This is a genomic window from Streptomyces sp. NBC_00654 (assembly GCF_026341775.1).
Lineage (GTDB): Bacteria > Actinomycetota > Actinomycetes > Streptomycetales > Streptomycetaceae > Streptomyces.
In genome coordinates this window covers 2,950,432-2,969,474 of the sequence record NZ_JAPEOB010000001.1, presented here as the reverse complement: position 1 = coordinate 2,969,474, position 19,043 = coordinate 2,950,432, and the positions used below count along the sequence as shown (strand labels likewise).

Genomic DNA, 19,043 nt, shown 5'->3' with positions numbered 1-19,043 from the left:
CTGCCACTGCCGGACCCCGGCTGCCGTTGGACGGGGCCCGGCAGCGCCGGAACGCTCAGCTCCGCTACGGGGCGCCGTCGGCGGCCGGAGGACCGTCGGGGCGCCCGGGGGCGGGGGCCCGCTCCAGCTCGTGGCTGAGCTCCTCCAGCTCGCTGCCGCCCGCCATCTGGCGGGTGAGCTCGTCCAGGGTGATGTCGTCCTTGGTGTGGCTGCCGGACATGGCGCCGCGCTTGAGCAGCACGAACCGGTCGCCCACGAGATAGGCGTGGTGCGGGTTGTGCGTGATGAGGACCACGCCGAGTCCGGCGTCCCTGGCGGCCGCCACGTACTTGAGGACGACCCCGGACTGCTTGACGCCGAGCGCCGCCGTCGGCTCGTCCAGGACCAGGACCTTGGCGCCGAAGTAGACGGCGCGGGCGATGGCCACGCACTGGCGCTCGCCGCCGGACAGGGTGCCGATCGGCTGGTCGACGTCGCGCAGGTCGATGCCCATGCGCAGCAGCTCGGCGCGGGTCGTCTCGCGCATCCGCCGCACATCGAGGCGCTTGAACGGCCCGGCGCCGGTCGTCGGCTCGGAGCCGAGGAAGAAGTTCCGCCAGACCGGCATGAGCGGGACGACCGCGAGGTCCTGGTAGACCGTGGCGATGCCGCGGTCCAGGGCGTCGCGCGGGTTGGCCAGGGTGGTCTCCTCGCCGTCGATCAGGAAGGTCCCGGCGTCGTGCCGGTGCAGCCCCGCGATGATCTTGATGAGGGTGGACTTGCCTGCCCCGTTGTCGCCGAGGACGCAGGTGATCTCGCCCGCGTGGACCACCAGCGAGACGTGCTCCAGCGCCTTGATGTTGCCGTAGAACTTGGCTACGTCGGCCAGCTCGACGAGGGCCCGGTCGGCCGTCACTTTGTCGCCTCCGCGCGCTTGCGTACCCATGCGTTGAGCAGGGTGGCCAGGAGCAGCATCGCTCCCAGGAAGAACTTGAACCAGTCCGGGTTCCACTCCGCGTACACGATGCCCTTGCTGGTCATGCCGAAGATGAATGCACCGACCGCGGAGCCGATCGCGGAGCCGTAGCCGCCGGTGATCAGACAGCCGCCGATGACGGCCGCGATGATGTACGTCAGCTCGTTGCCGACGCCCTCACCGGACTGGACGACGTCGTAGCTGAACAGCAGGTGCTGGCCGGAGACCCAGGCGGCGAAGGCCACTCCGAGGTAGAGGCCGATCTTCGTACGGATCACCGGGACGCCGACCGCGCGGGCCGCGTCGGCCTCACCGCCGACGGCGAAGATCCAGTTGCCGAAGCGGGTACGGAGCAGGATCCAGGTCGCGACCGCGACGAGCGCCGCCCACCACAGGATGGTCACCTTGAACTCGACGTCGCCGATCGTCAGCTGGGAGGCGAAGACCTTGCGGGCCGAGTCGAAGCCCTCCATGTCGCCGATCGCCTTGGTCGACACGGTGCCGCTGATGAGCTTGGTGAACCCGAGGTTGAGCCCGGTCAGCATCAGGAACGTACCGAGCGTGATGATGAAGCTCGGCAGCTTGGTACGGGTGAGCATGAAGCCGTTGAACGCGCCGACGGCCAGGGTGACCAGCAGGGACACGAAGACGCCGACCCAGACGTTGGCCGTCATCTGGTAGCTGAACATCGAGGAGATCAGTGCGGAGCTGGTGACCAGCACACCGGCGGAGAGGTCGAACTCGCCGCCGATCATCAGCAGCGCCACGGGCGCGGCCATGATCCCGATGGTGGAGGCCGCGTACAGCACGGTGCCGAAGCTGGAGGCCTGGAGGAAGCTGTCGGCGACGATCGTGAAGAAGAGGAAGACGGCCGCCGCGCCGACGACCGAACCGAGCTCGGGGCGGCCGAGCAGCCTGCGCAGCGGTGAGGTGCGCAGCAGCCGTTCGTCGGCCCGGGCGGCGGACGGGGCGGGCGCGGGGGACGGAGCCGGTGCCGCGGGCCGGCCGGATCCGCTCATCGGGTGCCCCGCTTGGTGTACTCGGCCAGCGCGTCGGCGTCGTCGGCCGTGATGACCTGCGGGCCGGTCAGGACAGGGAGGCCGCCGCCGAGCACATTGCGGTTGTAGCGGTAGAGCCAGAGCAGGTCGACGGCCTCGTAGCCCTGGAGGTAGGGCTGCTGGTCGACGGCGAAGCCGAGCTTCTTCTCCTGGAGACCGGTGGCGACCTTGGCGTTCAGGTCGAAGGTGTCGATCTCCGCCTCGCTGCCCGCGGTCCGCTTGGCCTGGACGGCGGCGTCGGCGAAGGGTGCGCCGAGGGTGACGACCGCGTCGATGCTCTTGTCCGCCTGGAGCTTGGCCTCGATGGACGCCTGGACATCGGGCATGTTGGTGCCGTCGACGTACAGGTTCTGCATCGTGCCGGCGAAGGCCTTCTTGGCCCCCGCGCAGCGCTGCTCGTGGCCGACGTTGCCCTGCTCGTGCAGGATGCACAGGGCCTTCTTGCGGCCCCGCGCGTCCAGCTCGTCGCCGACCGCCTCACCGGCGATGGACTCGTCCTGGCCGATGTGGGTGAGGGCGCCGAACGCCTTGGACTCCGCGGAGCCCGAGTTCACCGTGATCACCGGGATACCGGCCTTGACGGCCTTGGCGACGACGGCCTTCATGGCGTCGGGCTTGGCGAGGGTGACGATCAGTCCGTCGACCTTCTTGTCGATCGCGGTCTGGACGAGCTGGGCCTGCTGCTGCGCCTCGTCGTTGTGCGAGTACAGGAAGTTGATGTTGTCCTTGACCGCCGCCTGCTCGGCGCCCTTCTGGACGATGTCCCAGAAGGTGTCGCCGTCGCCCGAGTGGGTGACCATGGCGAACGTCCAGCGGGGTGTGTTCACCGCGGCCCGGCCCTCGGCGGCCGCGGCCGCCGCGCGTTCTTCCGCCCGCTTGCCACCGGTGCTGCTGCATCCCATGAGGGAGGCGCCGAGCACCGCCGCCAGCACGGCGCCCATCGCGCGTACCCCTGTCCGAACCGTTGCCACGACGCCGTGCCCTTCTTGTGCTGCTCGCTGTGCTGCTGTGTGGGGCCTGGGAGAGTTCCGCTCCCGGCCCGGCTGCCCAAGTATCCCCGAGCCCTGCCCGTCATCGCCCGGCAGGGCGGCTGTGGGAGTTGTAGCGGCGTTGTATGACCACCGTCAAGAGTGTGTCCGGGCAGGCGGCCGGCGCGCCTTGCCGGCCCGGGGCTCAGGGACGTACGAGCAGCTGGAACTCGAACGCGTAGCGCGAGGCCCGGTAGACGTGCGAGCCGAATTCGACCGTACGTCCGGAGTCGTCGAACGTGACCCGCTCCATCGTCAGCAGTGGCGCACCCACCGCCTCGCCGAGCCGGCCGGCCTCCCGCTCGTCGGCGGCCCGCGCGCCGACGGACTGACGGGCGCTGTGCAGGGTGATGCCCTCGGCGCGCATCATCCGGTACAGCCCGGTGGTCTCCAGCCGTTCCGTGCCGAGGTCGAGCAGCCCCCGGGGCAGGTGGTTGCGCAGCAGGGCCATCGGTTCGCCGTGCGCGTACCGCAGCCGCTCCACGAGGTGGACCTCACTGCCCTCCTCGACCCCGAGCGCCGCGGCGACCGCGGCGGTGGCGGGTTCGAGGGCAGTGCGCAGCACACGGGTGGCCGGCTGCCGGCCGGCCGCCTCCAGGTCGTCGTAGAGCGAACTGAGCTCCAGCGGGCGCCGGACCCGGCTGTGCACGATCTGGGTGCCCACGCCCCGGCGGCGCACCATCAGCCCCTTGTCGACGAGCGACTGGATGGCCTGGCGCACGGTCGGCCGGGACAGTCCGAGGCGGGCGGCGAGCTCGATCTCGTTGCCGAGCAGGGTGCCGGGGGCCAGCCGGCCCTGTTCGACGGCCGCCTCCAACTGCTGCGCCAGCTGGAAGTAGAGCGGCACCGGGCTGGTGCGGTCCACGCTCAGCGGGAGCGGCTGGTCGGTTCCACGTTCGGTCACGGGCCGAGCGTAGTTCGATTGTCCGGACAAAGCCATGGCGGTGAGGGGGAGCGGAGGCCGGGCGGCGGGCGACCGGGCCGCCATTTGTCAGGACAAACGCTTGACATGACGACAGGGCAAACGTCACCTTGGGGCCATGCGCATCGGACTCATCGGAACGGGACGTATCGGCACTTTCCATGCGGTGGCGCTGAGCCGCCACGACGCCGTGGACTCACTGGTGGTGGCGGACGCGGACCCGGGCCGGGCGGCCGCGGTCGCCGCGCGGACCGGCGCGGAGGCCGTGGCGGTGGACGAGGTGTTCGCGTCCGGCGCGCGGGGCGTCGACGCGCTCGTGATCTCGTCGGCGACCTCCGCCCACGCCGGACTCATCGCGCGGGCCGCCCGCGCCGGGATCCCGGCGTTCTGCGAGAAACCGATCGCCCTCGACCTGTCCGCCACCCTGGATGCCCTGGCGGCCGTCGAATCGGCCGGCTCCGTACTCCAGTTGGGCTTCATGCGGCGCTTCGACGCCGGGTTCGCCGCGGCCCGCGCCGCCGTGCGGGAGGGCCGGCTCGGACGGCTGCACACCGTGCGGGCGGTCACCTCGGACCCGGCGCCGCCGCCCGCCGCCTATCTCCCGCTCTCCGGCGGCCTGTACCGGGACTGCCTGGTCCACGACTTCGACATGGTGCGGTGGGTGACGGGCAGCGAGGTCACCGAGGTGTACGCCACCGGGTCGGACGCCGGACCTCCGGTGTTCCGCGAGGCGGGCGACGTCGACACGGCGGCCGTTCTGCTGACCCTGGACGACGGCACGCTGGCCACGGCCACGGCCACCCGGTGCAACGGCGCCGGGTACGACGTACGGATGGAGCTGGCGGGCGAGCACGACCAGCTCGCGGTCGGCCTCGACGACCGCACCCCGCTGACCTCGGCGGAGCCACAGGGGCCCGGCGCCCCGCCGAAGCCGTGGCCTGGCTTCCTGGAGCGGTTCGCCCCCGCGTACGAGGCGGAGCTGGACGCGTTCCTCGACGTGGCCCGGGGCGAGCTGGTCAATCCGTGCGACGGGCGGGAGGCACTGCACGCGCTGCGTATCGCCGAGGCCTGCGAGCGCTCGCGCCGCGAGCACCGGCCGGTGAGCCTGCGGGAGATCCCCGGGGGCTGACCGGCCGCGCGCTCCGGACCGGCGGGGGCTACGCGCTCACCAGGCCACCGGCAGGCTCATCGGCCCCCGCATCAGCATCCCGGTGCGCCAGTTCAGTGTCGCCGGGTCCGCGGCCAGGCGCAGGTCCGGACAGCGCTCCAGCAGCGACCTGATGGCGATCCGGGCCTCGATACGGGCCAGTGGCGCGCCCAGGCAGTAGTGGATGCCGTGACCGAAGGCGACATGGCCGCGGGCGTCGCGGGTGATGTCGAAGCGGTCCGCCGCCTCGTACCGCGCGGGGTCCCGGTTGGCGTCCGACATCGCCACGAGCACCAGCTCCCCGCCACCGGGGATGACCGTGCCACCGACCTCGATCGGTTCGGTGGTGAAGCGGTACGTCGGGGTCTCCACCGGGCCCTCGAAGCGCAGGATCTCCTCGACCGCGTTGTCGATCAGGCCGAAGTCCGCGCGCAACGCCTCAAGTTGGCCGGGGTGGGTGAGCAGATTGAGCACCCCGTTGGTGACGAGATTGACGGTGGTCTCATGGCCCGCGACGAGCAGCAGCCAGGCCATGCCCATCAGCTCGTCGGCCGAGAGCCGGTCACCGTCCACGTCCGCCGTGTGGATCAGCGCGCTCATCAGATCGTCGCCCGGCTGCTCGCGCTTGTCGGCGAGCAGACCCTCCATATAGGCGGTCACCTCCGCCGTCGAGGTCTCCCGGGCCTCGGTATCGATCGCCGAGACGGCGTTGTTGGACCACTCGCGGAACGCCGTCCGGTCCAGGAACGGCACCCCGAGCAGTTCACAGATGACGGACATCGGCAGCGGGAACGACAGCGCCTCGACGAGATCGGCGCTCCGGCCCGGCGGGGCGAGCATCGCGTCGAGCAGCTCGTCCGTCATCTCCCGCACACGCGGGGCGAGCTGCTCCATGCGACGCGGGGTGAACTCCCGGGTCACCAGCTTCCGCAGCCGGGTGTGGTCGGGGGCGTCCACACTGAGCATGGACGTTCCGGCGGAGACCTTGGCGATGCCCAGTGCGGGCGAGGCCTTCTGCCACGCCTTGGACAGCCGCTGGTCGGCCAGGAGTTCCCGTCCCACGTCGTAGCCGACGACGAGCCAGGCGGGCGCGCCCTCGGGTATCCGGACCCGGTGGACCGGGCCCTGGGCCCGCAGCCGGGCGTACACGGGGTAGGGGTCACGGGTGAAGTCCTCGCCGAGCGCGGCGAGGTCGAGTACGGCTTCGGTGGTCAACGCGGTTCCCTTCCGGGTGGCGTGGCGAAAGGTGCGGATCACGGAGCGGAGGTACGGGCCGACGGGGACGCGTCAGCCCGTACCGGGTGGAGTCACCAGCACACCGGCAGCCGCCGCACTCCGCGGAACAGCAGGCCGGACAGCCACTCCGGCTCCCCGGCGTCCGGGTCGCGGGCGAGGTCGGGGCAGCGCTCCAGCAGGGCCCGGATCGCGATCCGGGCCTCCATCCGGGCCAGCGGCGCGCCCAGGCAGAAGTGCACCCCGTGCCCGAAGGCCAGGTGCCCCTGGGTGTCCCGGCGGATGTCGAAGGTGTCCGGGTCCGGGAAGCGCTCCGGGTCGCGGCCGCCCGAGGCCAGCGCCACCAGGACCGGCTCGTCCTTCGGGATCACGGTGGGGCCGATCCGTACGTCCTCGCGGGCGAAGCGGAAGGTGGCGGTCTCCACCGGGCCGTCGTACCGCAGCGTCTCCTCGACCGTGCCGTCGATCAGTCCGTCGAGATCGGCGCGGAGCAGGGCCAGCTGTTCGGGATGGTCGAGCAGCGCCCGCACGGCGTTGGAGATCAGGTTGACGGTCGTCTCGTGTCCCGCGACGAGCAGCAGGAAGGCCATGCCGACCAGTTCGTCGGGGGACAGGCGGTCGCCGCCCTCGTCGCGCGCCCGGATCAGCGCGCTCATCAGGTCCTCGCCCGGCGATCCGCGCTTGGCCTCGATCAGCTCGACGAGATAGTCGCCCATGGCGCCGACGGGGTCGCCCTCCCGCTGTTCCTCGGTCGGCGAGACCACCCCGTTCGACAGCCGGCGGAAGGTGTCCCGGTCCAGGTCCGGGACGCCGATCAGTTCGCAGATGACGGTCATCGGCAGCGGAAAGGCGAGCGCGTCGATGAGATCGCCGCTTCCCGTGGCGGGCAGCGCGTCGAGGAGTTCCCGGGTGATCTGCTCGACGCGCGGGCGCAGCGACTCGATCCGCCGGGAGGTGAACTCACGGGCCACGAGCCTGCGCAGCCGGGTGTGGTGCGGTGCGTCCAGCTCCAGCATGTTGGTGCTGATCGCGTTGTCGCCGTCCGGCCAGTGCCCCGTGGGCCGCCAGTCCTTCGCGAACCGCGCGTCCGCGAGAGCGGCCCGGCTCTCCTCGTACCCGACGATCAGCCAGGCCCGTTCGAGCTGATCGGTCCGGATGGCGTGGACGGGTCCCTCGGCACGCAGCTTCGCGTAGTACGGATACGGGTTGGCCCGGAATTCCGGCACATCACTCAGATCGATCACGGACACGGTCCGCCCCCTTCAGCTCCGGTTCGCTCAGCGTATGCCGACCCCGCCCCCGCCCTCCTCGTCGAGCAGCCCCGCATCGTGGATCAACAGAGCAATCTGGACACGGTTGTTGAGTTCGAGCTTGGCGAGAATCCGTGACACATGCGTCTTCACGGTGGCCACGCTCAGATACAGCGAGCCCGCGATCTCCGCGTTGGAACTGCCCCGTCCGACGGCGAGCGCGACCTCCTTCTCCCGCCCGGCCAGCTCGTCGAAGCGCCTGCGCGCCCGGTCCGCGCGGCTGTTGCGGTCGTCCTGCGCGCCGCCCGCGGCGCGGGCCATGAGCTGTCGGGTGACGGCGGGTGAGAGCACCGGGTCACCGGCCGCGACCCGCAGGACCGACTCGACGATCTGCGCGGGCGGGGTGTCTTTCAGGACAAATCCTGCGGCTCCGGCGCGGATGGCGCGCAGCACCTGTTCATCGGCGTGGAAGGTGGTCAGAACGACGACTTCGGGCGCCGAGGGGCGGCGGCGCAGTCGCTCGGTGGCGGTGAGGCCGTCCATGCCGGGCATCCGGATGTCCATCAGCACCACATCGGGGTGCAGCCGGTCGACCAGACCGGCGACCTCGTTGCCGTCGGCACCCTCCCCCACGATGTCGATGCCGTCCGCGCCACCGAGCATCAGGGTGAGCCCGGCCCGGACGAGGGGGTCGTCGTCGACGATGAGCAGCCGGACCGGTCGAGCCACCGGGGGCGTGGGGGACGTCGGGGTGTTCATGACGGCCACCGTAGCCAGGTCCTTCGACGGTCCCGTACCCCACCCCGCGTCATCCGGGCACCGCTCCCGCGGACGGGCGCCGGCCGCCTCACGCGGCGGGCCAGGGCAGCCGGGCGCGGACGGCGAACCCGCCGCCGGGCTCGGGTCCGTGGTCCAGATGTCCGCCGGCGAGCGTGGCGCGCTCGGTGAGGCCGATGAGCCCCTGGCCGGAGCCGGGCACCCGCTCGAAGGGCTCGGTGGGGGCCGGGTTGCGGACCTCGATGGTGAGCCCGCCGCCCGGTCCGCCGGTCACGGCGACGGTGACCCCGGCGCCGGGCGCGTGCTTGCGGGCGTTGGTGAGGCACTCCTGCGCGATGCGGTAGACGGTGCGGCCGGTGGCGGCGGGCGCGGCGGCGGGATCGGCGACCCGGTTGTCGAGGGTGACCTTCATCCCGGCCGACCGGGACTCGGCGATCAGCGCGTCCAGGGTGACGAGGGTGGGCTGCGGCCGGTGGCCCTCGTCGCCGTCCCCCGGTCCGCGCAGCACGCCGATGATCTCGCGGAGGTCCTGGAGCGCCTCGTGCGCGCTGTCCCGGATCACCCCGGCGGCCCTGGCGACCTCGGCCGGGGGCGCGTCGGGCCGGAATTCGAGGGCCCCGGCGTGCACGCTGAGCAGGGTCAGCCGGTGGGCGAGGACGTCGTGCATCTCTCGGGCGATGGCCTCGCGGGCCAGCCGCTGGGCCTGCTCGGCGCGCAGTCCGGCCTCCGCCTCGGCCCGGCGGGCCCGCTCCCGCAGGGTGAGGACCAGCTGGCGTCTGGACCGTACGACCATGCCCCAGCTGAGCACCAGCAGGATCAGCAGTACGCCGATGATGGTCGAGGCGATGAGCGAGGTTTCCGGATCCGGGCGCAGATAGGGCTGCAGGGGGGCAACGGCGAGGGCGCCCGCACCGACGATCGCGACGGGTCTGAAGGACCGGTGCACGGCCAGGCTGAACAGCGCGACCAGCAGAGCGCCGGCCGCCACCGGCTCCACGACACCCACGAGGGTCAGGACCACGGCCAGTCCGACGGGCCAGCGCCGGCGGACCCAGAGGGCACAGCAGGCGGCCGCGCCGAGCACCGAGTCCACGAGGACGACCACCTCCGGCGTCGTGCGGTCGGCCTCGATGGCGGCGAGGGCGAGCATCCCGAAGAACGCGGCGCACAGGAAGGCCGTGATGTCGACGGCCCAGTCCCGCACGGTACGGCGCGACCGTGCCCGGTCCTCGGGCAGCTCCGGGTCGGCCATCGCCGACGGCAGCAGCCAGCTGTACTCAGTGCGCGTCATACCGACAAAATACGCAGGTGAGCGGCCCGGAACGGCTGTTCCGGAGCAGGAAGCGACCAAAGTCGTACGGTCCCGAGACCTTCGGCGCGAGGAGTCAGACCGGTGGCCGACGCGGAGCCCGCGGGGCGGACACGAGGCTCGGCGCATGAAGAAAATCGTCGAAACGATCGGGTTCCTCGTCTTCGCCCAGGGCGCCGCCGGGCTCCTCCACGAATGGACCGGGTGGTTCCGGCTGTGGACGCTGGTGCGGCGGCTCGACTTCATGAGCGAGTACGGAGTGTTCGTCAACATCGTGCTGGTGGTGACGGGCGCCGCGGTGATGATCGCGGCGGACTCGATCAAGTCGTGACGCCGGTGCGGACGGGGTGCCGCGGTTGTCAGGACGCGGCCGGGGCGGCGTTGGCACTGCGCCGGCACCCCGGACCGCGGCGACCAGCAGTACGGGCAGGTCGGTGACCCGGGCCCGGTGCGGCGGTGCGAGGGCGGGCACGGCGACAGAGGGCACCTGGTCCTCCTGGTTCTCCGCGGGGGAAGCTCTGTGGAGACCTCGCCGGCCCGCACGCGGAACGATCACGCTGCCCGGCGGGAACCGCCCACGGGAACATCTGTCCCCGCGCCCGTTCACCGACAACCGGGCGTCCGCACCGGCCGCGCTCCTAGAATGGCGGAGGGACCGGGCGGACCGAGCGGACCGGACGCGGCAGGTGGATCCAAGGGGGTCGGGAGCATCGGACGGAGCGTGCGGATCGAGCAGGGGGCGGACACCCGGGAGCAGGTTCTCGGGTGTGCGGTGCAGGTCGCCTCGGCACAGGGGCTCGAAGGCCTTTCCCTCAGAGGGCTGGCCGGCCAGCTGAAGCTGAGCACGAACGACGTGTTCGCCCTCTTCGGCTCGAAGGAGGAGCTTCAACTCGCCACCGTCCAGCGGGCCGTCACCATCTACGTCGAGCATGTGCTGAAACCGGCGCGGGCCGCGCCCGCCGGACTGGGCCGCTTATGGATCCTGTGCGAGAGCTGGATCTCCTATTCCCGGGGGCGGGTGTTCTCCGGCGGCTGCTTCTTCTACGCCACCATCGCCGAGTTCGACGCCCGGGAGGGCAGGGTGCACGACGCGCTGGCGTCCGCGCAGACCGGCTGGATCACCTTCGTCGAGCAGACGGTCGAGGAGGCCCGTGCCCTCGGCGAGCTCGCGGAGGACACGGACGTCTCCCAACTGGCCTTCGAGATCATCGCGTTCCTCGAACTGGCCAACGCGGAGTCGGTGCTGCACGACAACACGATCGGATACACGAAGGCGGCGCGCGCCATCCTGGGGCGTCTGCGCTCCTGCGCGACGGACGCGTCGGTCCTGCCGTCGGCACCGTAGCCGCTGAGCCGGTGGGGCGATGTCCCGGGGTGCCGGCTCATTCGCCCGGGGCGAACGTCCCGTGGTCCGGCCGGCCCGTGGGCCGGTAGGTGTTGATCGCGACCCCCGTGGAGGTGGTGCGGGTGGCGGTCAGCTCGAAGGCGGTCGGCAGCCCGCCCTCCGGGAGGAGCCGGAAACCTGCCCCCAGGACGACGGGGTGCACCAGCAGGTTGTACTCGTCGATGAGGCCGTGCGCCATCAGGGACTGCGCGAGCCGGCCGCTGCCGTGGATCTGGAGTTCCCCGCCCCGCGTCCGCTCCTTCAGGCGCGTCACCTCGGTCACGAGATCGCCGTCGATGACGGTGGTGTGCTGCCACCGCGGGTCCTTGAGCGTCGAGGAGACGACGTACTTCGGGAGCCCGTTGAGCTTGCCCGCCACCGGGTCGTTCTCATCGGTGACCTTGGGCCAGTACCCGGCGAAGATGTCATAGGTACGCCGCCCGAGCAGGAAGGCCGCGGGGCGCCCGAACACCTCGGTGATGAACTGCCCGAAGTCGTCGTCCGCGAACGGGACCATCCAGCCGCCGTGCTCGAACCCGCCGCTCCGGTCCTCGTCGGGGCCTCCGGGTGCCTGCATGACTCCGTCGAGTGTCACGAAGGTGGTGAGAGTCAGCTTGCCCATGGCGATGCTCCTTATGGTTCCGCGTCCGGACCGGTCGACGGGGTCCGGCCTGCCCGTCTATGACCCCACTCTCGCCCCTGACTCATCGGTCCACCCGTCGAGCGGGGGCGTACGGGGGTACGGGGTACGGGAAGGGGCGCGTGCGGGAGCGGGAGCGGGTGACCGGTGCGGGCGTGCCGAGCGGCCATCCGGAGTGGGCGTCCGTTTCCCGCCGGTCTCCGGACCGCCGGACGGCTTTCCTTGTCCTTGTCACCGGCCGGCCCGTGGACAGCGGGACGTCCGGCCGGTGCGACACCACTCCCCCAACGGCAAGGAATCCGCCATGTCCAGCACCACCGTCGCCGCCGTCACCACCGGCTCCCCCAGGGCCGCTCTCGTCACCGGCGGCAGCCGCGGCATCGGCGCCGCCACCGCCCTGCGGCTCGCGCGGGAGGGGGCCGATGTGGCCGTGACCTACGTACAGGACGAGGAGGCCGCCCTGGCGGTCGTCCGGAAGATCGAGGGCTACGGGCGCCGCGGCGTCGCCCTGCGCTGCGACGCCGCGGACGCGGGGGCCGCCGCCGGGGCCGTCGGCCGCGCGGCGGACGCGCTGGGGAGACTCGACATCCTCGTCAACAACGCGGGCATCGGTGTCCTCGGACCGATCTCCACGCTCAGTACCGCCGATGTCGACCGGGTGCTGGCCGTGAACGTACGGGCGGTCTTCCTCGCCTGCCGGGCGGCGGCCGGCCGGCTCGCCGACGGGGGGCGCGTCATCACCGTCGGTACGGCCCTGAGCCGCTACGCCGGTGGCGCGGGCGGCACGCTCTACGCGATGAGCAAGTCCGCGCTGGCCGGTCTCACCAAGCCGCTCGCCCGGGAACTCGGTCCGCGCGGCATCACGGTGAACCTGATCCAGCCCGGTCCCGTCGACACGGACCTCAACCCGGCCGACGGCCCGTTCGCCGAGGGCCAGCGCTCCGCGACCGCACTCGCCAGGTTCGGCACGACGGACGAAGTGGCTTCCCTGATCGCTTACTTGGCGAGTGCCGACGCGGCGTACATCACCGGGACGGAGGTCGTGGTCGACGGCGGCCACGCGGCCTGACCTGGCGGCCCTCACGGGCGAGGGGGGTCACCGCTTGCGCGGGGTGACCTCCGCCATCCGGGACCAGCCCTCGCCCGGCACCTCGACATTGATGATCTCGGGCACCTCGGCGACCATGTCCGACATCGTCCCGATCGCCGCCGTGAAGTGGTCGGACTTCACATGCGCCTCGCCCGCCGTCGCGTCGGCGAAGGCCTCCAGCAGCACGAACTGGTTCGGGTTCTCGACGCTGTACGACCACTCGAAGAACACGTTGCCCGGCTCCGAACGGGTGGCGACGGTGAAGTCCTCCAGCGCGGAGAGCCAGTTGTCGCGCTCGGCGACGAGGACGGTGAACTTGACGGCGATGAAGATCATGACAACTCCTGGTCGGGACGTCCGAAGGTGCGGCGCCGCGCCCCGTGGGGCACCTCGCCGCACCTCGACCAGGGTGACACAAGCCCGCGTATCCGGACTCATCGGGCACACCCCGACGCTCCGGGTCCGGCCCGGCCCGCCGCGCCCGTGTCAGCCGCCCAGTTCCTCGTGGCGGGCGGCCAGCCGCGCCGCGCCCTCGGCGGTGAGCGAGCCGAAGAGCCGGAGCCGGGAGATGCCGCCGTCCGGGAAGATGTCGATCCGGACGTGGCTGCCCCGGACGGCCCGCTCCAGGACGAATCGGTGGTTCGTGTCGGGCTGGAGCCGGGTCCTGGGCAGGATCTCGGTCCATTCCCCGCCGCCACCGCCCTCTTCCCCGGCCTCTCCCCCGATGGCGCTCGCGTCCCCGCCGCCGTCACCGTCCCCGTCGCGTACGGAAAGGCTCGCCCAGCCCGCGGAGTTGCCCACCAGATACGCGGTGTCGATCTCGACGGCCCGGATCTCCGCCTCGGCGGCGAGCGCGTAGCGGATCCAGTCGTTGCCCTTGTCGCGCCGGCGCCGGGTCTCCCAGCCGTCGTCCATCTTCCGGGAACGGCCCGGCTGGATGGTGTTGGTGGCCGGGGAGTAGAAGCGGTCGGAGGCGTCCTCGACCTGTCCGCCGTTCTCCAGCGCCGCGAGGTCGAAGGTGCCGAGCGCGGCCAGCCAGGCGGGGTCCGGGACGACCTCTCCGTACACCCGGAGCCGGGCGATTCCGCCGTCCGGGTGCTGGTTGACCTTCAGGTGGGTGAAGCGGGCTCCGGCCTCGACCACGAACCCGTTGGCGGCGTGGCCGCCGACGGCCGTACGGGGTACGAGGGTTGTCCACGCGACATCGGGGGCGAGCAGCTCACCGGGGGCCGGGGAACCGGGGACACAGGCCGCCTCGATGGAGACCGCCTGCGGGTAGTTGCCGCGGAAGTGGGCGGTGTCGACGACGATTCCCCGGACGACGCCGGGTGCACCGAGGCGTACCAGCGCCCAGTCGTGGTCCTCGTCGGTGGGGTGCGGCTCGGTGGCGCTCGCTCCGCGTCGGCGGCGGGTCTCCCAGCCGTCCATGACCTTGCCCTTGTGGCCGAAGCGCTCCGGGTCGAACTCGGCGGGCTCCGGCTTCAGCAGGTTCTCGCGCTCGGCGAAGAACTCGTCGTTGGCGGCGATCACACCGGCACCGAGCCGCCGGTCGGCGAGGTCGACGAGGTGGCTGAAGGGGAAGTCGGCGCCGCGGTGGTCGGCGTACGGGTCGCCGCCCGCGTAGGGGCTCGCGTCTCCGGTGAAGCGCGGTATCGCCGAGTCCGTCATGGTCAGTGATTCCTTTCGAGGAGGCGGCCGGTGGGCTCGGCCAGGACGCCGTCGGCCGCGATGCGGACGCCGCGCAGCCAGGTGGACCGCACGACCCCGTACAGGGTCCGGCCCGCGTACGCGGTGACCTGGTTGCGGTGGAAGAGTTCGGCCGGGTCGACGATGAAGGTCTCCTCCGGGGCGAGGACCGCGAAGTCGGCGTCACGGCCGGCTTCGATGGCGCCCTTGCGGGTCAGTCCGGCCAGGGTGGCGGGCGCGGCCGACATCCAGCGGGCCACGTCGTCGAGGGAGTGACCGCGCCTGCGGGCCTCGGTCCAGATGGCGGGCAGGCCGAGCTGGAGGGAGGAGATGCCGCCCCAGGCGGAGGCGAAGTCGGGGGTCTTCAGATCGGTGGTGCAGGGCGAGTGGTCGGAGACGACACAGTCGATGGTGCCGTCGGCGAGCCCGGCCCACAGGGCGTCCTGGTTGGCAGCCTCCCTGATGGGCGGGCAGCACTTGAACTCGGTTGCCCCGTCCGGGACTTCCTCGGCGGTGAGGGTGAGGAAGTGCGGGCAGGACTCGACGGTGACACGTACGCCCTCGCGCTTGGCGGCGGCGATCAGCGGCAGGGCGTCGCCGGAGGAGAGATGCAGTACGTGGACGCGGGCGTTCAGCCGCCCGGCGTGGGCGATCAGGCCCTCGATCGCGGTGTTCTCGGCGTCGCGCGGACGGGAGGCGAGGAAGTCCGCGTACGCCGGGCCGCCGCGCTGCGGCGCGGCCGCCAGCCGGTGCGGGTCCTCGGCGTGCACGATGAGCAGCCCGTCGAATCCGGCGATCTCGGCCATGGAGCACGCCAGTTGCTCCTGGTCCAGCTCCGGGAACTCCTCGACCCCCGAGGGCGACAGGAAGCACTTGAAGCCGAAGACCCCGGCCTCGTGCAGCGGTCGCAGGTCCTTGGTGTTGGACGGGACCGCACCGCCCCAGAAGCCGGTGTCGATGTGCGCCTTGGGAGCGGCGACCCGCTGCTTGGTGCGCAGATGGCCGACCGTGGTGGTCGGCGGCAGGGAGTTGAGCGGCATGTCCAGGAGGGTGGTGATCCCGCCCGCCGCGGCCGCCCGGGTGGCGGTGAAGAAGCCTTCCCACTCCGTGCGGCCGGGGTCGTTCACATGGACGTGGGTGTCGACGAGGCCGGGCAGCAGGACATCGTCGCCGAAGTCCTCCAGCCGGGCGCCGCCGGGTACACCGGCGTCGTACGGCAGCACGGCCTCGATCGTCCCGCCGGCGACGGCGACGGCCGCGGGGCGCGTACCTCCGGGGGTGACGACGCGCGTCGAGCGCAGTACCAGGTTCACGTCCGGACCGGACACCCGTGCTCCTCACTCAAGAGAATTCAACGAACTGTTGAACGAGTCTTCACTCGGGGATCCGGCCCGTCAAGCCCCCGCCCATCTCGCCGGACGGCCGGCGGACCATGCGGCACCCACCCGTCAGCCCGACTGGAGATTTCCACAAAGTAAAAGTCCAATTTCGGAGGGTGGAACGTAGCATGGGCCAGGAGCGGCACCGCCCCACCCCCCGGCCGACCGTCGGCACCTGGACAGAACAGGCCCTGACCGGCAAGGACGCCGCACCGGGAGCAGTGGGCCGATCCGGAACAGCCCGGTAGGCTGCTGCCTTGCCTTCCGCTTCGAAAGGACCGTTGACGTGCCGCCGTCCCACGCCAGCACATCCGACTCCAAACCCACCGGGTCCAGCGGTGGGGTGCAGTCCCTTGAGCGCGCCTTCGATCTGCTGGAGCGGATGGCCGACGCCGGGGGCGAGGTCGGACTGAGCGAGCTCTCCGCGAGCAGCGGGCTTCCCCTGCCCACCATCCACCGGCTGATGCGCACCCTGGTCGTCTGCGGCTATGTCCGCCAGCAGCCCAATCGCCGCTACGCGCTGGGCCCCCGTCTGATCCGGCTCGGCGAGTCCGCGTCCCGGCTGCTCGGCACCTGGGCCCGCCCCTACCTCCAGCGTCTGGTGGAGGAGACCGGCGAGACGGCGAACATGGCGCTGCTGGACGGCGACGAGATCGTGTACGTCGCCCAGGTCCCCTCCAAGCACTCGATGCGGATGTTCACCGAGGTGGGCCGCAGGGTGCTTCCCCACTCCACGGGGGTGGGCAAGGCGCTGCTCGCGAACACGCCCGCCGAGGAGGTACGGGCTCTTCTCGCGCGCACCGGGATGCCGGCCGCCACCGAGAAGACGATCACCACCCCGGACGGTTTCCTCGAAGCGCTGGAGCAGGTGCGCAGGGCCGGGTACGCGGTGGACGACAACGAGCAGGAGATCGGCGTCCGCTGCCTGGCCGTGTCCGTGCCCAACTCCCCCACTTCGGCCGCGATCTCCATCTCGGGCCCGGCGGGACGGGTGACGGAGACGGCGACGGAGCGGATCGTGCCGATTCTCCAGCAGGTCGCGAAGGAGCTCTCCTCGGCGCTGGCGAGCAGCGGTTCGGCCGGCTGACCAGCGGGCGGAACCGGGTCCCCGCCGGGGCCACCGGCGGGGGCCCCGGCCTCCGTCGGGCCACCGGCGGGGGCCCCGGCCTCCGTCGGACCACCGGCCGCCGGCGGGCGCGGTTCCGGGCCGCCGGCAGCGGGCGCGGGTTCGGGAACCGCTGGCATCGGGGCCGGTCAGACGGCGGGCGCGGTTCCGGGCCGCCGGCAGCGGGCGCGGGACCGGGCCGCCGGCAGCGGGGCCGGTCAGACGGCGGGATCCGGTACGGTCAGCCGCCCGTCGTCCATCGTCACCGTCCGGTCCATCCGGTCCAGGTGCGCCCGGTCGTGCGTGACCAGCACCGTGGCGGTGGACCTCTGCCGGGTCAGGGTGGCCAGCAGGTCGAGCACGGCGGCCCCCCGTTCGTGGTCGAGCGCGCTGGTCGGCTCGTCGACGAGCAGGACCGCCGGTTCGTTCATCAGGGCCCGCGCGATATTGATCCGCTGACGCTGGCCGCCCGACAACTGGTGCGGGCGGCGGTGCGCCCGGTCGGCGAGACCGACCGCGTCGAGCAGTTCGAGGGCCCTGGCGCGGGCGGTGCGGGCCGCCCGGCCCGACAGATGCGCCATCACCTGGAGCTGTTCGGCGGCGGTCAGTGAGGGCAGCAGGTTCGGCTGCTGGAAGACAATGCCGATCCGTTCCCGGCGCAGCGCCGCCTGCTCCGCGCGGCTGAGCCCCGAGGTCTCCGTACCGGCGACGACGACGTTCCCCTCGTCCGGGGTGACCAGGGTGGCGGCCACCGCGAGCAGGCTCGACTTCCCGGAGCCGGAGGGTCCGACGACCGCGGTGAGCGAGCCCGCGGGGACGTCCAGCGAGACCCGGTCCAGTGCGGTGAGCCTGCCGTCGCCGTCGGGGTAGGTGAGGGTGACATGTGACAGCGTGAGGGTCATCGGGCACTCCCGAGCGCGGTGAGCGGGTCGACGGCGGTGATCCGCCGGATGGACAGGGCGGCCCCGAGCGCGCCGAGTGCGATCATGACGGCGGCCGGGACGAGGACGGTCGACGCGTCCAGGACGAACGGCACGGCACCCCCGCTGATCAGAGCGCCGAGCCCGGAGGCGAGCGCGGTGCCCAGCCCCGTACCGAGGGCGAGCATCACGACGGCCTGCCCGAGCGCGTCGCGCAGCAGATACGGGGTCGAGGCACCGAGCGCCTTCAGGACGGCGACATCGCCGCTGCGCTGGATCGTCCAGACGGTGAAGAAGGCGCCGATGACGAGGGCGGAGATGGCGAACAGGAAGCCGCGCATCAGCTGGAGGGAACCGTTCTCGGCCTGGTAGGAGCCGATCGCGGTCAATGAGCCGTCGAGGGTGAAGGTGCGGGTGCCCGCCGCCTTGTCACCGGCCGCCAGATCTGCGCCGCCGGCCGTGGTCAGGGCGATGACCGTGGCCTCCTGGGCCGGTCCCGCGCCGTCGTGCCCGATGCGCTGCCAGTCGTCGAGGGAGGTCCAGACGACCGGCGTGTGGCTGTAGGAGTCGTCCGCCGCGACGGCGGCGACCCGCTGCTCCAGACCGCCCAGACGGATCCTGTCCCCCGCTCCGATGCCGAGGTCCTCGGCCGCACCCTCGGAGAGCACCACCTCCCCGGGGGCCACCCGGGACCCGGCGGGCGCGAGTCCGCCGTCCGGCTCGACACCGAAGGCGGACACGGCGGCCGTACGGTCACCGGCGGCGGCGTTCAGGGTCCGGATGCCGAGCGGTTGCGCGGCGGTGACACCGGGCTGCTCCGCCCAGCTCCGCCAGGCGCTCTCCCGGACGGTCGAGTCGGTGAAGGACACCGACCGGCCGTCCGGTGGCGCGGCGAACGCGAGGTGGTCGGCGTTCAGCCCGGTGACGGCCGAGGTGTTCTCCCGGGCCAGCCCGGCCGTCAGACCGGACAGCAGCCCCACCAGCAGCGTGATCAGCACCACGACCGATCCCATGAGGGCGAAGCGGCCCTTGGCGAACCGTAGATCTCTCCATGCGACGAACATGGCTCCAGCCTCGGGCACCGGGCCCGCGGAAACATCGCGCGGCGGAGGGGCCCGACATCAACCTTTCGATTGACCGGCCACGCGCGGGGCGCGTCT

General features: G+C 72.1%; 19 protein-coding genes. 5 read left to right on the top strand and 14 right to left on the bottom strand.

Annotated elements, in window-relative coordinates:
* Positions 1–64 precede the first annotated feature (64 nt).
* The 4 genes from OHA98_RS12730 to OHA98_RS12715 form a co-directional block, all read right to left on the bottom strand.
* On the bottom strand, positions 65–925 hold the full coding sequence (locus OHA98_RS12730) for an ATP-binding cassette domain-containing protein (RefSeq protein ID WP_266925302.1): 861 nt from the start codon (positions 923–925) through the stop codon (positions 65–67).
* Entirely contained in the window at positions 892–1,974 is a 1,083-nt protein-coding gene (locus OHA98_RS12725; protein ID WP_266925300.1) for an ABC transporter permease, read from the bottom strand. Before OHA98_RS12725 ends, OHA98_RS12730 begins: the two co-directional genes overlap by 34 nt.
* Entirely contained in the window at positions 1,971–2,954 is a 984-nt protein-coding gene (locus OHA98_RS12720; RefSeq protein ID WP_266927894.1) for a sugar ABC transporter substrate-binding protein, read from the bottom strand. The genes OHA98_RS12725 and OHA98_RS12720 overlap by 4 nt, the downstream gene beginning before the upstream one ends.
* A gap of 232 nt (positions 2,955–3,186) precedes the next feature.
* Entirely contained in the window at positions 3,187–3,945 is a 759-nt protein-coding gene (locus tag OHA98_RS12715; RefSeq protein ID WP_266925298.1) for a GntR family transcriptional regulator, read from the bottom strand.
* 136 nt (positions 3,946–4,081) lie between these two features.
* On the opposite strand from OHA98_RS12715, the gene OHA98_RS12710 reads away from it, so the two are divergent.
* On the top strand, positions 4,082–5,092 hold the full coding sequence (locus OHA98_RS12710; protein WP_266925296.1) for a Gfo/Idh/MocA family oxidoreductase: 1,011 nt from the start codon (positions 4,082–4,084) through the stop codon (positions 5,090–5,092).
* A 36-nt stretch (positions 5,093–5,128) separates the two neighbouring features.
* On the opposite strand, the gene OHA98_RS12705 is transcribed toward OHA98_RS12710, so the two are convergent.
* The 4 genes from OHA98_RS12705 to OHA98_RS12690 form a co-directional block, all read right to left on the bottom strand.
* Positions 5,129–6,325: a cytochrome P450 gene (locus OHA98_RS12705; protein WP_266925295.1), complete on the bottom strand. Its 1,197-nt coding sequence runs from the start codon at positions 6,323–6,325 to the stop codon at positions 5,129–5,131.
* 92 nt (positions 6,326–6,417) lie between these two features.
* Complete coding sequence (locus tag OHA98_RS12700; RefSeq protein ID WP_266925293.1) at positions 6,418–7,593, bottom strand: cytochrome P450; 1,176 nt, start codon at positions 7,591–7,593, stop codon at positions 6,418–6,420.
* Between the two features lie 27 nt (positions 7,594–7,620).
* A complete protein-coding gene (locus OHA98_RS12695) occupies positions 7,621–8,352 on the bottom strand; it encodes a response regulator transcription factor (RefSeq protein WP_266925291.1) in 732 nt (243 codons plus the stop codon).
* 88 nt (positions 8,353–8,440) lie between these two features.
* The gene (locus OHA98_RS12690; RefSeq protein WP_266925289.1) at positions 8,441–9,661 is read right to left on the bottom strand and encodes a sensor histidine kinase; all 1,221 of its coding nucleotides are present in this window, start codon (positions 9,659–9,661) and stop codon (positions 8,441–8,443) included.
* Positions 9,662–9,806: 145 nt separating this feature from the next.
* Here OHA98_RS12690 and OHA98_RS12685 point away from each other — a divergent pair, with 145 nt between their 5' ends.
* Both OHA98_RS12685 and OHA98_RS12680 read left to right on the top strand, forming a co-directional pair.
* Positions 9,807–10,010, top strand: coding sequence for a hypothetical protein (locus tag OHA98_RS12685; protein ID WP_266925287.1), 204 nt, complete (start codon positions 9,807–9,809; stop codon positions 10,008–10,010).
* A 390-nt stretch (positions 10,011–10,400) separates the two neighbouring features.
* Entirely contained in the window at positions 10,401–11,024 is a 624-nt protein-coding gene (locus OHA98_RS12680; RefSeq protein WP_266925286.1) for a TetR/AcrR family transcriptional regulator, read from the top strand.
* A gap of 37 nt (positions 11,025–11,061) precedes the next feature.
* Here the strand turns inward: OHA98_RS12680 and OHA98_RS12675 are convergent, their stop codons facing one another.
* Complete coding sequence (locus OHA98_RS12675; RefSeq protein WP_266925284.1) at positions 11,062–11,685, bottom strand: dihydrofolate reductase family protein; 624 nt, start codon at positions 11,683–11,685, stop codon at positions 11,062–11,064.
* 322 nt (positions 11,686–12,007) lie between these two features.
* On the opposite strand from OHA98_RS12675, the gene OHA98_RS12670 reads away from it, so the two are divergent.
* Complete coding sequence (locus OHA98_RS12670; RefSeq protein ID WP_266925282.1) at positions 12,008–12,772, top strand: SDR family NAD(P)-dependent oxidoreductase; 765 nt, start codon at positions 12,008–12,010, stop codon at positions 12,770–12,772.
* Positions 12,773–12,799: 27 nt separating this feature from the next.
* On the opposite strand, the gene OHA98_RS12665 is transcribed toward OHA98_RS12670, so the two are convergent.
* The 3 genes from OHA98_RS12665 to allB all read right to left on the bottom strand — a co-directional run bounded on the left by OHA98_RS12665 (position 12,800) and on the right by allB (position 15,807).
* Entirely contained in the window at positions 12,800–13,129 is a 330-nt protein-coding gene (locus OHA98_RS12665) for a putative quinol monooxygenase (RefSeq protein WP_266925280.1), read from the bottom strand.
* 150 nt (positions 13,130–13,279) lie between these two features.
* Entirely contained in the window at positions 13,280–14,461 is a 1,182-nt protein-coding gene (gene alc / locus OHA98_RS12660; protein WP_266925278.1) for an allantoicase, read from the bottom strand.
* Positions 14,462–14,463: 2 nt separating this feature from the next.
* Positions 14,464–15,807, bottom strand: a complete 1,344-nt coding sequence (gene allB / locus OHA98_RS12655) for an allantoinase AllB (RefSeq protein ID WP_266925276.1) — start codon at positions 15,805–15,807, stop codon at positions 14,464–14,466.
* A 337-nt stretch (positions 15,808–16,144) separates the two neighbouring features.
* Here allB and OHA98_RS12650 point away from each other — a divergent pair, with 337 nt between their 5' ends.
* On the top strand, positions 16,145–16,945 hold the full coding sequence (locus tag OHA98_RS12650) for an IclR family transcriptional regulator (RefSeq protein ID WP_266925274.1): 801 nt from the start codon (positions 16,145–16,147) through the stop codon (positions 16,943–16,945).
* A gap of 236 nt (positions 16,946–17,181) precedes the next feature.
* On the opposite strand, the gene OHA98_RS12645 is transcribed toward OHA98_RS12650, so the two are convergent.
* Complete coding sequence (locus tag OHA98_RS12645) at positions 17,182–17,865, bottom strand: ABC transporter ATP-binding protein (RefSeq protein WP_266925272.1); 684 nt, start codon at positions 17,863–17,865, stop codon at positions 17,182–17,184.
* Positions 17,862–18,947, bottom strand: coding sequence for an ABC transporter permease (locus OHA98_RS12640; protein WP_266925270.1), 1,086 nt, complete (start codon positions 18,945–18,947; stop codon positions 17,862–17,864). Before OHA98_RS12640 ends, OHA98_RS12645 begins: the two co-directional genes overlap by 4 nt.
* Positions 18,948–19,043: the final 96 nt, after the last annotated feature.

Coding starts and splice junctions, on each gene's coding strand:
- OHA98_RS12730 (WP_266925302.1), bottom strand. CDS start 925: ATGGGTACGCAAGCGCGCGGAGGCGACAAAGTGACGGCCGACCGGGCC.
- OHA98_RS12725 (WP_266925300.1), bottom strand. CDS start 1,974: ATGAGCGGATCCGGCCGGCCCGCGGCACCGGCTCCGTCCCCCGCGCCC.
- OHA98_RS12720 (WP_266927894.1), bottom strand. CDS start 2,954: ATGGGCGCCGTGCTGGCGGCGGTGCTCGGCGCCTCCCTCATGGGATGC.
- OHA98_RS12710 (WP_266925296.1), top strand. CDS start 4,082: ATGCGCATCGGACTCATCGGAACGGGACGTATCGGCACTTTCCATGCG.
- OHA98_RS12695 (WP_266925291.1), bottom strand. CDS start 8,352: ATGAACACCCCGACGTCCCCCACGCCCCCGGTGGCTCGACCGGTCCGG.
- OHA98_RS12690 (WP_266925289.1), bottom strand. CDS start 9,661: ATGACGCGCACTGAGTACAGCTGGCTGCTGCCGTCGGCGATGGCCGAC.
- OHA98_RS12685 (WP_266925287.1), top strand. CDS start 9,807: ATGAAGAAAATCGTCGAAACGATCGGGTTCCTCGTCTTCGCCCAGGGC.
- OHA98_RS12675 (WP_266925284.1), bottom strand. CDS start 11,685: ATGGGCAAGCTGACTCTCACCACCTTCGTGACACTCGACGGAGTCATG.
- OHA98_RS12670 (WP_266925282.1), top strand. CDS start 12,008: ATGTCCAGCACCACCGTCGCCGCCGTCACCACCGGCTCCCCCAGGGCC.
- OHA98_RS12665 (WP_266925280.1), bottom strand. CDS start 13,129: ATGATCTTCATCGCCGTCAAGTTCACCGTCCTCGTCGCCGAGCGCGAC.
- alc (WP_266925278.1), bottom strand. CDS start 14,461: ATGACGGACTCGGCGATACCGCGCTTCACCGGAGACGCGAGCCCCTAC.
- OHA98_RS12645 (WP_266925272.1), bottom strand. CDS start 17,865: ATGACCCTCACGCTGTCACATGTCACCCTCACCTACCCCGACGGCGAC.
- OHA98_RS12640 (WP_266925270.1), bottom strand. CDS start 18,947: ATGTTCGTCGCATGGAGAGATCTACGGTTCGCCAAGGGCCGCTTCGCC.